General features: G+C 61.1%; 17 protein-coding genes. 7 read left to right on the top strand and 10 right to left on the bottom strand.

Features of this window, described 5'->3' with window-relative positions; translation table 11 throughout:
- Positions 1–25: 25 nt before the first annotated feature.
- Together DGO_RS22360 and DGO_RS22355 are read right to left on the bottom strand one after the other, a co-directional pair.
- Positions 26–316, bottom strand: coding sequence for a hypothetical protein (locus tag DGO_RS22360; protein ID WP_014682738.1), 291 nt, complete (start codon positions 314–316; stop codon positions 26–28).
- Positions 313–639, bottom strand: coding sequence for a hypothetical protein (locus tag DGO_RS22355; RefSeq protein ID WP_145975543.1), 327 nt, complete (start codon positions 637–639; stop codon positions 313–315). Before DGO_RS22355 ends, DGO_RS22360 begins: the two co-directional genes overlap by 4 nt.
- Before the next feature lie 351 nt (positions 640–990).
- Here DGO_RS22355 and DGO_RS19245 point away from each other — a divergent pair, with 351 nt between their 5' ends.
- From DGO_RS19245 to DGO_RS19230, 4 genes are all read left to right on the top strand, one after another.
- A complete protein-coding gene (locus tag DGO_RS19245) occupies positions 991–1,923 on the top strand; it encodes an NAD(P)/FAD-dependent oxidoreductase (RefSeq protein ID WP_014682735.1) in 933 nt (310 codons plus the stop codon).
- A gap of 4 nt (positions 1,924–1,927) precedes the next feature.
- Positions 1,928–2,191 carry a hypothetical protein gene (locus tag DGO_RS19240; RefSeq protein WP_014682734.1) on the top strand — a complete coding sequence of 88 codons (264 nt, stop codon included), beginning with the start codon at positions 1,928–1,930 and terminating at the stop codon, positions 2,189–2,191.
- Between the two features lie 136 nt (positions 2,192–2,327).
- A complete protein-coding gene (locus tag DGO_RS19235; protein WP_014682733.1) occupies positions 2,328–2,669 on the top strand; it encodes a hypothetical protein in 342 nt (113 codons plus the stop codon).
- A gap of 109 nt (positions 2,670–2,778) precedes the next feature.
- Positions 2,779–3,771 carry a tyrosine-type recombinase/integrase gene (locus DGO_RS19230; RefSeq protein ID WP_014682732.1) on the top strand — a complete coding sequence of 331 codons (993 nt, stop codon included), beginning with the start codon at positions 2,779–2,781 and terminating at the stop codon, positions 3,769–3,771.
- Positions 3,772–3,800: 29 nt separating this feature from the next.
- Here the strand turns inward: DGO_RS19230 and DGO_RS23565 are convergent, their stop codons facing one another.
- Positions 3,801–4,079 (bottom strand): hypothetical protein, encoded by a 279-nt coding sequence (locus tag DGO_RS23565; RefSeq protein ID WP_145975542.1) that lies wholly within the window; start codon positions 4,077–4,079, stop codon positions 3,801–3,803.
- Between the two features lie 8 nt (positions 4,080–4,087).
- Positions 4,088–4,522, bottom strand: a complete 435-nt coding sequence (locus DGO_RS23560) for a hypothetical protein (protein WP_145975541.1) — start codon at positions 4,520–4,522, stop codon at positions 4,088–4,090.
- A gap of 88 nt (positions 4,523–4,610) precedes the next feature.
- Here DGO_RS23560 and DGO_RS19225 point away from each other — a divergent pair, with 88 nt between their 5' ends.
- Complete coding sequence (locus DGO_RS19225) at positions 4,611–4,922, top strand: hypothetical protein (RefSeq protein WP_014682730.1); 312 nt, start codon at positions 4,611–4,613, stop codon at positions 4,920–4,922.
- Here the strand turns inward: DGO_RS19225 and DGO_RS19220 are convergent.
- Positions 4,889–6,901, bottom strand: coding sequence for a hypothetical protein (locus DGO_RS19220; protein ID WP_014682729.1), 2,013 nt, complete (start codon positions 6,899–6,901; stop codon positions 4,889–4,891). The two genes, DGO_RS19225 and DGO_RS19220, sit on opposite strands and share 34 nt — an antisense overlap.
- 88 nt (positions 6,902–6,989) lie before the next feature.
- Between DGO_RS19220 and DGO_RS19210 the strand changes: the two genes are divergently transcribed.
- Together DGO_RS19210 and DGO_RS19205 are read left to right on the top strand one after the other, a co-directional pair.
- Positions 6,990–7,397, top strand: a complete 408-nt coding sequence (locus tag DGO_RS19210; protein WP_014682728.1) for a hypothetical protein — start codon at positions 6,990–6,992, stop codon at positions 7,395–7,397.
- Positions 7,398–7,449: 52 nt separating this feature from the next.
- A complete protein-coding gene (locus DGO_RS19205) occupies positions 7,450–7,701 on the top strand; it encodes a hypothetical protein (protein ID WP_043804958.1) in 252 nt (83 codons plus the stop codon).
- Positions 7,702–7,705: 4 nt separating this feature from the next.
- Here the strand turns inward: DGO_RS19205 and DGO_RS19200 are convergent, their stop codons facing one another.
- The 5 genes from DGO_RS19200 to DGO_RS19180 form a co-directional block, all read right to left on the bottom strand.
- Positions 7,706–10,018 carry a UvrD-helicase domain-containing protein gene (locus DGO_RS19200; RefSeq protein WP_014682727.1) on the bottom strand — a complete coding sequence of 771 codons (2,313 nt, stop codon included), beginning with the start codon at positions 10,016–10,018 and terminating at the stop codon, positions 7,706–7,708.
- A 72-nt stretch (positions 10,019–10,090) separates the two neighbouring features.
- Positions 10,091–11,497, bottom strand: a complete 1,407-nt coding sequence (locus tag DGO_RS19195; RefSeq protein WP_043804955.1) for a replication initiator protein A — start codon at positions 11,495–11,497, stop codon at positions 10,091–10,093.
- Between the two features lie 629 nt (positions 11,498–12,126).
- Complete coding sequence (locus DGO_RS19190; protein WP_014682725.1) at positions 12,127–13,152, bottom strand: PRTRC system ThiF family protein; 1,026 nt, start codon at positions 13,150–13,152, stop codon at positions 12,127–12,129.
- Position 13,153: 1 nt separating this feature from the next.
- Positions 13,154–13,852: a PRTRC system protein B gene (locus DGO_RS19185; protein WP_014682724.1), complete on the bottom strand. Its 699-nt coding sequence runs from the start codon at positions 13,850–13,852 to the stop codon at positions 13,154–13,156.
- A 44-nt stretch (positions 13,853–13,896) separates the two neighbouring features.
- Complete coding sequence (locus DGO_RS19180; protein WP_014682723.1) at positions 13,897–14,382, bottom strand: hypothetical protein; 486 nt, start codon at positions 14,380–14,382, stop codon at positions 13,897–13,899.
- Between the last annotated feature and the right edge of the window lie 61 nt (positions 14,383–14,443).

Here is a 14,443-nt window from a genome sequence, read left to right as displayed (position 1 = left end):
TTATCTCAAATATAAACTGCGATATCTACAATTTAGTCATACTAAGTATTTCTACACTTAGGCAATCGCCAGTATATGGATTAATTACTATCCTTCCATATTCCACCAAAGGATCTGCATCGCTTTCGCGAGCTTCATATACTCCGTACTGCACAGTTCTATCAGCAGTATCAACTGCTATTCCACCTCTAATCTCGCCGTTCTGCATTTTTACAGCAAAATCCGAACAATCATATTCAGGTAGTGCTTTAATAAACTCCTTTCTTGCTATTTCTTTAATAGCTTCATAACTAAGTCGAGCCTTTTTAGCATTCATGGCAACCACCCTCCTAGAACATCTCCATTTTTATCGAATTGACCTCTTTTAGTATTGGGAGTAATAATTGCACTATTTTTAAATAGTCCCAGCACTTTAACGTCTCCCTCAGAGGAGTAAATAGTTCCATCAGGATGACTATGCGCGCTCCAGCGCCAACCCTCATCGGCAAGTTTTCGAAGTTGAGCTTCCGTCAAAGGCACTTGTCTCTCGGTATCTCTGATAATCAGTGTTCTATCACCGTTACGAAACATGGCGAATTCAACACCCTCCTGACCGGTAATAGCAGCTAAATCCTTGAGACTGAAGTCGGATTTTTTCACCGTTAACCTCGATAAGGTTTCAGGTAGCTGACTTATTATTTTTTCTGACGCGAATTAACTTCTGCATAACCTCGTGAAATGAGAGCTGGATTACCTGATACGCGTGGATTTCTAACGGGTGAATTGATTCCTAACTGTTGTGCCGAACCTAAACTCTCAGCCAAGACCTTTTTCTGGCCTTCTGTTGTTGCAACATAGGCATACTGTTTACCGTCTTTACCGATTATCAAAGAGGAGATTCTCCCGGTCAATCCCCGTCCCAAACTTACCGTCTCGCCAGCCTTCACCTGATGACGTCATGGTGCCTCTTTTGCGTGTACGCCGTACTCCTTCGCCCAGTAGGCTGAGCGCATGACCCACGACCCGACTGCGCCTTACGACATCTTGATCATCGGGGGCGGCTTCGCTGGTCTCAGCGCGGCCCTCTATACCGCACGTGGCATGCGCCGTGGCGTCCTGTGCACTGCTGGTCCGAGCCGAAACGCGGCCGCCCAGCACACCCACGGCTTCCTGACCCAGGACGGCACCAATCCTGCGGAGCTCCTGCAGACCGCCCGCGCCCAGCTCGCGCAGTACGAACTGCCCATTATCGAAGCCGAGGTGACTCAGATCACGGGCGAGAACAATGCCTTCACCGCCCACCTTACGGACGGCCGCACCATCCAGGCCCGCAAGCTCATCCTGGCGACGGGTGTTCAAGACATCCTGCCCCCGATCCCTGGCCTTCGAGAAGAATGGGGCCGGGGCGTGCAGCATTGCCCATATTGCTACGGCTGGGAAGTGAGGGACCAGCCGTTGGCGCTCTATCAACCTGGCCTCACGGGTCCGGATGGCCTCTGGACCATCCTGTACCACCAGAAATTGTCGCGTGATCTGCTGGTCTGTGGGACTGGCCCGCATGACTTCACGGCGGAACAGCGGGAGCAGCTGCAGGGTGTGGGCGTGACACTGGTGGACAGTGCGCTCGAACGTGTCGAGGGCATCCCCAAGGGGGTCCGGTTGCATTTTGCTGACGGTACAAGTGCGGAGCGTGCGGTGTTGTACACCCATGGGGAGCGGAAGTTGAATGCGGCGCTCGCCGAAACGCTGGGATGCAAGATCGAGTCGGGGGGCATTTTCGTGACGCCGAATAATCAGAAGACGTCTGTGGATGGGGTGTTCGCCGCGGGGGATGTGAGCACTGGGAATCAGGTAGCCTTCGCGGTGGCAGGGGGAGCTCGGGCGGCCATGTTTGCGGCGTTTGAGATTCTCAGTGAAAACATGCCGACATGGGCACGGGCGTAAAGAGATGACGCGCCTGAGCAAAAACTGGATCATCGTCTACGAAGGCAAGAAGTTCATCACGGAGATCCCTTTTACGGGGAGCGTCTTGGATGCAATGGATAAGGCCGAAGGACAGTACCCCCGCCCCACCTATAGTCATGAATACGTCTGCAGCAGCACCCCCACAGCCACAGGTGTAGAGCTGACGAAGGGGTGGGACCACGAGGGCTTTGACGAGCATGACGCACGAGTGAAAGCCGCGCGAATTCTTGAAGATGTTGAGCAATAACATCCACTTGCTCAGCTCCCAACTCAGGTATCCAGACGTTCCGCGCTTGCCAGCGTGAAGCCCCATCGAGATAGGGGGCAGAGATCCAGTAGATCAGTGCAGTGTTCGGCATGCTCATTCGCTTTACGCTAGGACAATGAGCCAGTTCTTGACGTTGACTCCTGTCATTCCGGCCGCCGCAGAGCTTGAATTTGCCCTCTACGGCTTCACGTACCGGGTGACAGGCAAGGTTGGTGGGGAGCGGGTGTTCGGCTTCGATCTCTCGCCGACGTATGCGGCGGAGTTCGACCGGGTGGTCAAGGCAGCGGTGAGGGGTGAGGATGCCTCGATGACGGCAACTTCTCGGCGCTCGGGCATCAGCAGTGAAGGGGGGGTGCTGACGGTGCATACGGATCAACCGGGCGAGCCTCCAGTGCGTGTGAGTTGGACGTTGGGGCCGGAGGCGGCCGGGGAGTTGCGAACCTGGATCGGACGGTAGGCGGGGCGCGCCTCTGGCATATGCTAGGGTGCTAACGTATTCTCTTATCTAAGGTAACTTAGGTAAGATAAACCATGCTTTTTATCCTTCAGTCCTGGCGACCCCGAAAATGACCCTCGCCCCTTACCAGGGTGATCTGCTCGCCCAAACCCGCGAGTGGACGAACCTGCACGACGAGGAACTGCGTCGCCGCGCCGTGCGGGCCGCCGCCGACAAGGACGTGGCGGCGCTCGTCTCGCTCACCACCGCTTACCTCGCGCATCAGGGCGGCAGCGGGGTCCTGACCAGCCCCCGCACCGTCGAGGCCTACGCCCTGGGCACCCGGCAGTTCGCCGAGTACGCCGCGGCCCAGGCCCTCAGCCTGCTGCGGCCGGGCCGCCACGACGCGCAGGGCTATATCAACCACCTGCTCGCCGCCGGACGCAAACCTGCCGGGGTTCAGCTCAAGGTCGCGGCCGCCGGCTGCCTGTACCGTGCCCTGCGCTGGGCGGGCGCCACCGACGCCGACCCCTTCCGCGACACGAAGGTGCCCAAAGACCGCACGCCGGGGATCGTCAAGCGCCCGCCCTATACCGAGGACGAGCTGGCCGACGTCCTAGAGCACGCCGACGTGCATGCCAAGTTCCTGCTCTTCCTGACGGCCCACGCTGGCCTGCGCATCAGTGAGGCTCTGGCACTGGAATGGAATGACCTCGACGAGACAGCCAAGCGCCTGCACGTCCGCAGCGGCAAGGGCCGGAAGGGCCGAGTGGTCGCCATGAGCACCAGCCTCGCCCGCGCGGCCCGGCACTACCGGGGACTCTACGGCCCTGGTGGCCCCGAACATATGGACGGGAAACGCACGACGCCCAGCGACCATCTGTTCCGCTACGGCCACGTCATGACCGCCCGGTATCACATTGGCAAGGCCTTCGCGCTGGCGGGCGTGGACTTCCGGGGCTTCCATCCAGGGCGCAAGTATGCGGGGACGCGCCTGCTTAGGCAGATCAAGGATTTTGGGCGGGTGGCCGCCCACCTAGGGCATGAGTCGGTCGACACCACTCGCAAGGGCTATGCCCAGCTCGCGGCTGATGACCTCAAGGACGATCTCATGGGATGGTAATATTCAGTACCAGCCAATATGTTTTATAGTTAATGCTTCTTATTTTTAGGAATGTATCGAGAGAGTCGTTTTGCTATCCATTCTTCAAGAGCATCGAACTTTGCATCGCTTCTTGCTATAATCTCTCTCTTAGCAATTTCTTGCTCTTCAGGGTTGATAATAGGAGGCCCCTGAAGCATATAAGGATGTGATACCTCTCTTGGTGCAAATCTATTCATAACATGATGGTGTTGTGGTAGTATGCCCTGTGCATTTGGCTCGTATATCATACGAGATGCTCTAGCCAGACTATTAATTTCTTCTTCCACATCTTCTCTTATTTTTTAAATTCTTTACCCCAAACTAAATCAAGGCCCACTGTTTTTCCTAAAAGACTACTATTTAATGATGAAAGTTGTTGGCGGAAGTTATGACTCCTTTCATTATCGCTCGCTTGGCCTTCTAGTATAGCAGTGAGTCTTATATTATGAATTTCTGCCTTAATATCACGTAATATCTGGTATGTTTCAATTAAAGAATTAAACTCCTTCTCCCCTACAGTTTGATTTCGCCATGCTGTTAGAGAGAACCCCGTAAAAATTGCCGCAAGCCCAGTAAGAAAAAGCGCAATTACACTGATACGAACAGACCACCAAGTCGCCTCAGCTGCACTGGCGGCAGCTGCCGCTGAGTCAATTGCTGCCTGTGTACCAATGGACAAAGGCTCAATACGCTCTCCTAAAACAAACTGGTAAATCACTCCGAAATCCATACAGTAGGTCTCCTACCTCAAATTATCCTAGCGTCGCGGTATCGAACCTGTACGGGCCCACCAGACCTGAGCATACGCTGGAGTTCACATGGCCTCCTTCTTCTCTATCATCGTCCCAGCGTCCCAGGTCGAGGTGACCCGGCAAGCCCTTCAGGATCTGACAGGGACAATTCTGAACTGTTGCCCGGAAGCGGCGACTGTCCTGGTATCCGCGCAACTGGGCCTCACCTTGCTCGACGACCAAGGTGAGGTGCTTGACCTCTCGGACTTCCCGACCGATCTCGCTGAGCAGACCGCGCTGTTCTTTGGCTACGGCCATTACGTCCTCCCCCGCCGGGGCAGGGGCGGCTGCGAGGTGCGCTCGGCCTACGCCTCCAAGCGCTCCCCGCCCGACAGCTGATGCCCCACCTGCTCCACGAGATGCCACGCCACATTCGAGGGGTTCAACCCGCTCGGCAGCATCACGCACGGCACCCCCTGTGCCCGCGCGATATCCCGCAGGCCCATGTGGGCGTGCCCCATCCACCGGATCGCCAGGATGACCGCGGCCGTCTCCTCTGTCACGTGCTTCCCGGCATGCGCGCCATGCTGGTACTGCATCGAAGGAATCCAGTCCACTCGGACCTCCAGTGCCCGCTCGAGCGCCAGCTTGTGCGGCTCGGAGGGCACCCCCCCAATGAGCGTGATCGGTCGCCCGGCCAGTAACGCTCGCGCCTGAAGCACGTGCGGGGCTTCCGGTCGTGGCGGGGTGAGCTGCGGTTGAGGACGCTCAAACTGCTGATCAACACTCGCGTCCATCGCCGTCGAGGCCGATCTTTGGTCATCCAGGTCGGCTGACCACTCGACGGCCTCGGGAGCCACGATCTCCTCTGCGGGCATAGACGTCTCTTCTTGCTGGGCCTGGAGCGCGGCCGCCGTGATGCTCGTCGAGAGGGCATGGAGCCGTCCACGCACCTGCTCCTGCTCCTGTACGGTCAGCGGGGAGGCACGCATCCATCCCAGGGGTTCGAGCATCGAGCGCCACTGGGCTTCCCCCGGAATCTGCACCCCCCGTTGCCGGGCACACGCGAACAGGTGCCCGAAACTCTCCTGCAGGAGCCAGCACACCTCCTCCAGATGCGTCTCGTGCGCTCGGGGGTACAGATCGAGGACGGGATGCACGACCTGAAGTGCCCATTGCAGGGACAGGTTTGCCCGCACCTGAGGGAGTTCCTTCTGCCGGCGATGCTCCCGCTCGTCCTTCGTCACACTCGGATCGAGATAAAGGTGGTCGAAGCCGGTCCAGTCCCACAGAGGATCAGTCTCTGTCAAATCGCACAGGAGTTCGACGAGCACCGGCAGCTGCTGTCCAGGCACACGAGGCGTTCGACTCAACACCAAGATCGTCGTCAGCTGCAACATGCGCTCGATGTGCTCGATGTCTTCGGGTGCCTCGAGCAGCGTCAGCACTTTTTCCAGCACATCGAACTGCTCCTCGATCACGGTGTCGATCTGCCGGGCGGCGGAGGTCTTCCAGCCCTGAGCGATCAACCATGCCCGCCGGAGTTCGTTCAGCGCGACCCACTGCACCCGCTCCCGGAATACCTGCCGGATGACGGGGACCTTCCCGCAGACCAGACGGGGTTGCCCCAACTCTGCATGGATCTGTTTCCAGACCTGGAGCAGGAGTGCGCCCGCCTGGGGAGGTCGCTTCTGCTCCCGTGCCTGGTCCTGCACGACGCAGATCAGGTTGCGGGCCGCCGTCAGCAAGGACAGCACTTCGATCTCCGGCTCCTCGGCGCGCTGCAGGCACCAGAGCAGCAACGCCGCACAGATCGCGACATCTTCCTGTGGCCCTGTGGTGAGGACGTGAAGTTCCGGATGCCGCTCAGCCCCGCGTGGCAGACGGGTGGCCGGGTTCGTGCGTGGCGGGAAGCAGGCCGGTGCAGGGGGCAAGACCAGACCCAGGGGGCCGAGCAGGGCCTGTTCCAGACCATGGCCCCGGTAATGCGCGATGAGGAAGGCAGCGGCACCACTCACTTCTTCCAGGGTGAGGGTAACCCCACCCGGCCGAATATCCCACTGCACAGCCTCTTCGAGATCTCGACTCAACGGGAGGTTGGACGCCTGGCGTTCCGCCAGGGTGCGGGCAAGATCCTGGATGAGCATGAGCAGGTCTTCGTCGGCGGCGCTGGGCTCTTCAGCCTCGGCCAAGGCCGGGAGAATCCGGAGTGCGGCGTGCAGGACTTCAGCGGTACACAGCAGGGCATCCAGATCAGCCGTCGAGAGCCAGGACAGCTCAGGCTGGGTGTGACGGTGCAGGGCATCGAGGTCGAGGTAGGCGTGCAACTGTTGGACGAGGCGGTGTAGCCGCACGACCAGGGCGGGAAACGGGTCCATACATGCAGTGTGTGGGGTGTTCTGGTGGACAGGTGGAAATGTAATCTAAACCCTTATGTTGTGGGCGTAATGATGCAGAGATGGAGGTATGACCTTCGACCACTACGTGATCATTAGCCTGAGCGCTTTCCTCCTCAGCCTCCTGGGCAGCAAGACCCGCCTGACCCCAGCGCACTGGTGGGGTGCCCTGTTCATCCTGCTGTTCTGGCCGATCGCCGGCGTGATGTCCTGGGCGCGGCGCGAGCGGGCGGCCTGGCGCTCGCCGGCGCTGCACCCGGTCCTATGGCTGCACCAGACCGAGCGCCGGTCCCGCGTGCGGATGCCCTGGCGACACCGCCGGGTCTATAGCGTTGGCCCGCTGGTGATCTTCCTGCGGCCACGCCCTACGCTGGACTGGCCGCTCCTCCTGACGCCCGAGCGCCTGACGCTTACGCCGCTGCTGTTCCAGATCCACTTCCAGTGGATGCGCCCTGCACCGGCCACTCGTCTGGTGTGAGGTCCCAGGGCAGCAGGGGGTCATCCTCCGCGGCTACGTAGGGCGGGAGAACGTGCCAATCGATTCCAAGCAGGAACACCGTGTCGTCGAGCAGCCCGAGCAGGGTCTCGAACGGCACTTCTTTTTTGGGCTCCAGCACAGTTCCTCTTTCGCTGAAGACCTGAAGCCCGAGACCTTGGCGATTCCAGTGCACGAACAGGGTGTGGGCCTGAAGGCCGTAGGCGGCGCGCAGCCGCCCGGCCAGGTGAGGGACAGAAACCGACATGGGCTGGGGAATACGGCGAGCGCTCTGGGCTCGCCGTGAGGGTTCAGCGCGGGGGCGTGGTGACGATGAAGGGGGTCAGGGGCGTCCCGCCCTCCAGCAGTTCCCCGTAACGCCGCTCGAACACCAGCTCCTGCCCATCGACCTCCAGGCGCAAGAAGCGCACATGCCGCCGCACGACCCGGCCCACCCGAATGCGGGCCAGGTTGCCTTCAAACACGCACACGTGCAGCTGGGCGGCCGTCGTGGAGGTAGAGGGAACCGCGAGTCGGGCCAGCCGGGCGGCCTGCTCAAACTGCTCGAGCACCTCCAGCTGGATCGAGACGGCCTCCTCTGGGTTGCGATGCAGCAGCTCCAGGCTGGTCGTTGCCCAGGTGGCCAGGAAAGGCCGCGGCTCTTCCTGGAGGGCTTCGAGACGCTCCTGAAGATCCTGACGATCGAGGACAGCCGTCCCACCGAACAGGGCCCACTCGCGGTCGTCCTCGACGAGGGCATGTGGGGCAGCCTCGGGTCTGGGAATCATCTGTGCCCACTTGGCGGGCGGGGGTGGCGACGAGGGCTGAGCGACGCGGACCGGCGCTGGCTCAGCCGCGCCACTGGGTACAGCACTTGGCTCCACCTTCAAGCGTGTACGCCCCTGACCCGGCAGGGCTGGTGTTTTCGTCGCCGGCGGGATGACCGGGGGGAGGGAGGGCAAGGCCTGGAAATCTGTCGCCTCGCCTGCCGGGGCAGCCTGAGGAGGCGACACCACTGGGGGCGAACCCGCGAGCAGGGCCGTCTCGTCCTCGTTCTCCCGGGTACGCGAGGGCGGTGCAGGCTGGACCTGACCTCCTGGCTTCACGCGCCACCCGGTCGCCCAGGACTCCTTGCCGTACGCGAACCGCAGCGTGTCCTGGGAACGGGTCACGGCCACGAACTGTACGGCCGTCTCCTCCTCCGGGTCACCTGACGCCATCGGCATCATCTCGGGGTACAGGAGGGTCACGCGCGGCCATTCCTTGCCCTTGGCGCGGTGCACGCTGCTCAGGATGACTTCGGCGTCCGTCTGTTCCCGGCACAGCGCCGCCAGCAGGGTCAGGGCCTGCTGGAGCGTCGCGTTGCCTTCCTTGCGGGACACGATCCAGGCGAGGAAGCGCAGGCACTTGCTGATGTCGAGGAGCTCGGTCAGGATCCGCTTGGCCGGGCGATCGCCCTGACGGATGCGCTCCTTCAAGGGGTCCGCTTTGGGCTGGTAGTACCCCCGGACCAGTTCGGTCACGTCGTCGTTCAGATAGGACCCGGTGGCTGGCAGGATGTCCCGCAGGCCTTCACCGAGCCGCTTCTCCAGATCCCGGCCCACGACGGACACGGAGCGGCCCTGCACCATGAGTTGGAGGGCGAGGCGGATCAGGGGGGCATTCGTGCGGCAGAGCACGACGTCGCCGCGCTCGAAGGTGGCCTCCTCGGCGCTGAGGTGCTCGATCGTGCCAGGTTTGGCCGTGGGCGCAGGGCGGATGAACGTGCTGTAGGCCTGCGCGTAGGCGACCACGTCGCGGGGGCAACGGAAGGACACCGACAGCGGCATCTCGACGGCCTTCACACGTGTTTTAAGCCGTCCCAGCGCCTCTTTATCTGCTCCCGCGTGCAGGTAGACGGCTTGGTCCGGGTCCCCGACGAAGATCAGGCGGCCGGGGGCCGCACTCCGGGGCAAGCCGAGCAGCTGGAGGATGAAGGCCTGCCGCAAGGGGGTCAGGTCCTGAGCCTCATCCACCAGGGCAACCTGGAGGCTCGCGGCGCCGTAGCCGTTGGTGGCCGGCAGCCAGAGGAAGTCCGTGAAATCCGCGAGGCCGTCTCGCTCCCAGAGGTGTTGACCGATCTCATGCATCCGGGGGATCAGGTGAATCAATGCGTCCGGAGACCCTGGCCACTCGACGAGGCTGGTCAGGTAGGCGGCCGCGTCGACGTCGAGGGTGCGCAGGCCTTCCTCGCGGGCTTTGCTCCAGGCCAGGGCGGCGATGTAGGTATGACGGCGCTCGCCGGCAAGGAGGGCGACCTTGCGGGCCTTGTCCTCGTGAGGCACGATGTCGCGTCCGGTGGTCTGGCGCAGGAGCATGACGCCGTGGGCGTGGAGGGTGCGGGCGCGCATCCGGGCAGGCAGGCGGGGTTGGAGGTCAGCGACAGCGTGCTTGTTGTAGGCGAAGAAGACGCCGGGCTGGGGGAGGTGCCAGGCGGCTTCGACGAGGGTGGTGGTCTTCCCTGCCCCGGCGGTGGCGCGGAGGAAGATGTGCTGCCCGGTGGTGCGCACCATGGTCATGAACTGGTGCTGTTGCGGCGTGAAGAAGGCCGGGATGTCACGAGCGGGAGCAGGCCAGGAGGTCATGGTCTATTCACCCCACTGAAACAAGATGGATTCACTACAGACATTCTTCCGCATTTCCCCTCTAGGGGAGGGTCAATGGTCACCGTCAGGCGTGGGCAGCCGAGCGAGGAGCGCGGCGACATGAGCAGCAAGCGCAGTGTCCTTGTAGACGCTCAGTGTCACCACCTCAGATAAGGGGAGCTGACTGGTCATGACAGCGTCAATCAGGCGCGCGATGGTGGCCTCGGGCAGGACTGTTTTCTTCAGCATCCGGCTCAGCATGCCCCGCTGTTCTTCTGTCGGCTTGGAGACGACCTCCGTCTCCTCCAGAACGGGTGTGGGGGACTGCACAGCGGACGGCTCAGTCGCCGTGACGATTTTCGATTCATACTTTGCCGGGTGGGTCAGAATATCGGCCATCAATCCACCTTTGTTCTTGACCGTCTTGTATTTGACAATACCCTCGTAGATCTCCACAGCACGCTGGACATCTCCCAGTGCGGTCACGCGGCTGAAGTTCTCAGCCCGACCTGGCGTGACGTACCTCGCGGTGAGGAGATCGACAATCTCCTGGTTGATTGGCGCTTCCGATTCAGTGATCTGTGCGGGGTGTTTGAAGATGTAATGCAGGGTCTGGTTCTTTCCTCTGTGAGTCTTGACGACCGCGTTCAGGTAGTTCTGGTCGATGAGCTCCTGATGCGCGGGTTCGAGCGCGCGCTGAATCCGGTCGGACCGAATCACTCGAGTTGCGGGGACACCAGGGGCAATTTCTGATTTGGAGGTGTCCACTTCACGGAAGCCCAGATGGTCGCCCCAGGCGATCAGGGAGATCTGGTAACACGCCGGCTGACTGGAGAGGTGCCGTTGCTCCTCGAGGAGCCGGTAGAGCAGGCGGGTCAGGGGCTGTTTCAACTTGACGTAGAACGTCATGTCGATCAAGCGGGTGTGGTCATCTCGGATGGAGTTGACGAGGTCTTCGTTCAATCGAATGCGCAAGGTGGTCTTTGCGGTGTAGCGGCCGGCCTGCTCGAGCTCATCAACTTCGTCGGCCTCCCGGATCGAGTCGATCACACCGAACGAGAGGGAGGCCCATTGCCATCCCCGCTTGGAGGGGCGGCCCCAGCTGTTGCGGGAGGTGAATTGAACAACCTTGAGACGCTGAATGCTTTCCTGAATCCGGGCGTACTTGTCTTTGCCCCGGGTCAGCCCTGCCAAATCACACAGCTGGCTGACGTTGAGGGTCACGGTGTAGTCGTCAGGACGGCCCTGCAGGTAGTACGCCGTGGTCAGGGCGAAGACGACATCGGCGTCGATCCCGTGAGGGGCGAGGCGTTTGCCGGCCTCACAGGTCAGTTCGATGACGCCTTGATCGTCCACCTGGATGGTCTTCTGCCAGCCCGTCATGTCATCAGGGAGACGGTTGAGGGCAAGAATGGGATTGATGCGCGCCAGGTTGCGTTCGTCAATGCCATAGCGCGTCACGACGTTCTCCTGGGCCATGGAGTGAGTGTAAGGGGCATTCCTGCATGGTGTGGTGGGTTCTGGTTGGCACGGCCGTTGCGGACAGTTCGGAAGTCTGGTGGACAGACGACGGTTGGACCTCCTGTGTGTTGTTCATAGGCCGTTGGCCCTAAAAACTAAAAATATGTTGCAACAACAAGGGAGAAAGGGAATGCTGTCCCAGACGGTATTTTTCTGTTTTTCCCCACAAAGAAACACGGGAAACGGACTCGTTCTCCACAAAGAAACACGGGTTCTTGCGGGGATTTTCCACAAAGAAACACGAGATGGGGGGAGATTCTCCACAAAGAAACACGAGAGGCGGGGGAGTTCTCCACAAAGAAACACGGGCCACTACCTTAAAAATTCTTAGGCAATTATGTTATTTAACTACTTTCCACAAACTAACACTGGATGATCAAGGTGGAATTCCACAAACTAACACTGGACGCACCCCCAATTTTCCACAAAGAAACACGGGAGGCGAAGTGATTCTCCACAAAGAAACACCGGGCAAAAGTGGAAATCTTGAGTCACGTTCTGCTGAATACAGATTTGGCTAAAGGTTTCCCCCTGCCTGTAGTCTAGACAAGCAAGGGGATATAAAGGCTGCTCTCAAACTGGACTGGCTAGTGATAGACCGCAATTTCGTCGCCGAGGGGTGTCGGCCTGAGCTGCGTCTGTCCTTCCGCCTGGGCCTGAGCAAGCAGTTCTGGCGTGAGGTCGCTCAGGAGTGCCGTCAAGGCCTCCCGGAGTAGGGGGGTATCCAGTTGCGTGCCCAGGTGCACGCCTAACACGGCATCCAGAATGGGTGTATGGGGGGTGATCGGCGTCGGTGCCGAGGCTTCCGGTACGGTGGAGATCACCGACGGTTCTGGTGGGCTGTCAAGTCGCCGCCGGCTTATCCGGGGTCTAGGTATACACCGCCGCACCCCCAACGTCCCCTGCCGCTGGTCGAAGTACCGTGCGTGATCCGTCAACGTCTTGTCCCGCAGCAACTGCCACAGCAGGTTCAGGGCGTGCAGGCTCGCCTCCTTTCCCACATACAGGTCCTGGCGGCTCAGGGCTTCCACCGCACTGCAACTCGGCGTGTCGTCCTCGGGCAGGCTGAGGTCCATCAGCTCCGGGTGCAGTTGGGTCGCGCAGGGCAAGGAATCACGCGCCGTACTGCCGGGCGTGCCCAGGATCACCTGGCCGTTGCTCAGGTCGTTCCCGCAGTCCAGCCAGTACCGCCACGTGTAGAGCCCCTTGGAGAAGGCCGCCTGATGCAGCTCCTTGCGGGACTTGCGCGTGTCGACGCAGCTGATCACGATGTCCCAGTTCTTCCGGGCCCGGTCCGAGTTGAACTTCTGTGAGCACGAGCGCCACACCATCCCGCAACTGAGGTTGATCCGCCCGATGAGCACCTCGGCTTTGTTGCGGCCCAGGTCAGTGGCGAAGTACCGCTGACGCACGAGGTTGGAGGGACTGACCGTGTCCGGGTCGAAGGCCGTGACCTGCAGGCCGCCCGCGTACCCCAGGGCCACGAGGGCGTCATGGAGGCGGACCAGGCCGATAAGGACCTCACTGCCGGTGCCGCCCACGCCGACGACGGCGACCTTGAGGGGCTTGTTGTCCGTCAGGAGCTCGCGGATGCTGCGTTGCAGGTGGTGCATGTCAGTTCCCTCCGATGACTTGCCCGAGCGTGAGGTTCGTGTCGACGAGCCACTCGTCTTTGAATTCGCCGGCGGCGCTGGCCGCGTCCCAGAGCTCCCGGTAGGTGCCGCTGAAGGCCCAGCGCTTGTTGCTGTCGGCGGGCTTGACGAAGTTGCTGTAGAAGAAGCTTTCCATCCAGGCGGGGATATCGCCCGGCTGCATCTGCGCCGGTTTCCTCATGCTCCCCGTGCAGATTTCGTGACTGGAAAAGATGTTGTAGTACGGCGCAAACGCCAGTTTGGTCTCGGCGGTGGGACGCTCCTGTCCGCGCAGGGCGTACACCGAGAATCTGCCCTGCTTCACCACGAACAGCAGCCGGGGTTGCGGCAGAGGGCGGCCGTCGAGGGCGGCCACGGCCTTGTCCAGAGCGCCGCCGAAGAGCAGCGGCCGGGTGGTGCGTTCCTCTACCCAGGCCATCGAGTTCACCCCGAGGGCCACCAGGTGGGTCGGGAGGAACTGCAGGGACTTGACGGCGTTGAGTTGCATCAGGTTCTTGATGACGGCGCCGGTGACGGGGATGCCTTCGGCCAGGGCAGGCTGACCGTCGTGGATGCTCAGGGCGTGCTGCATGATGCAGCCCGATTGGCCCAGGGGGTCGGTGTAGACGATGAGAGCGTAGCGGGCGATCACGCTGTTGAAGTCGGCGATGTGGACGTCCATATGCCCTGGCGTCTCCCGCGTCAGCGGGGAGGGAAGCGCCTGGGTCAGTACGTCGGTGTCGTGGTGCGGTGTCCACCGGGCAGATTCAGGGCATCGTCGATATCACTGCGGGTCAGGACGGTGCCCTGGTGATCGAAGGCATAGCCGAAGCCCGTGAGGTACTGCAGGCGCTCCCCACCGACCTCCTGCACGACCGCGATCTGGCCTTCCACAAGGTGGGCCGCGAGTTCGGCCGTGAAGTCGAGGCCTTCCTCGTGGATGGCGGTCAGGTGGAGCTCGTCATCCGGGTCCAGGGGAGGCTGGTCAGGGTGGGCGACATTCCACGCGTGGATTTCTGCGGAGGAGAGCTGCCGGTCACGCGGAATCGCGGTGTGGGCGCCCAGGCTGAGGAGCCCGGCGAGCTTGGAGGTGCCGCCCTCGAAGACGTGAATCTCCCCCTCGACGATCAGGGTGTCGACCCAGGCGCGGAAGGCGGTCTCGTCACGGACGCGAATGTAGTTGGTGCGGAAATGGCCTTGCCAGGTGGACATGGGGAAACTCCTGAAGAACCATGAGGGACTCGGGAAGGGACAAGTGGCACAGCAGAAGAGG

It is taken from the genome of Deinococcus gobiensis I-0 (assembly GCF_000252445.1).
Lineage (GTDB): Bacteria > Deinococcota > Deinococci > Deinococcales > Deinococcaceae > Deinococcus > Deinococcus gobiensis.
This window is presented reverse-complemented; position numbering and strand designations above follow the sequence as displayed.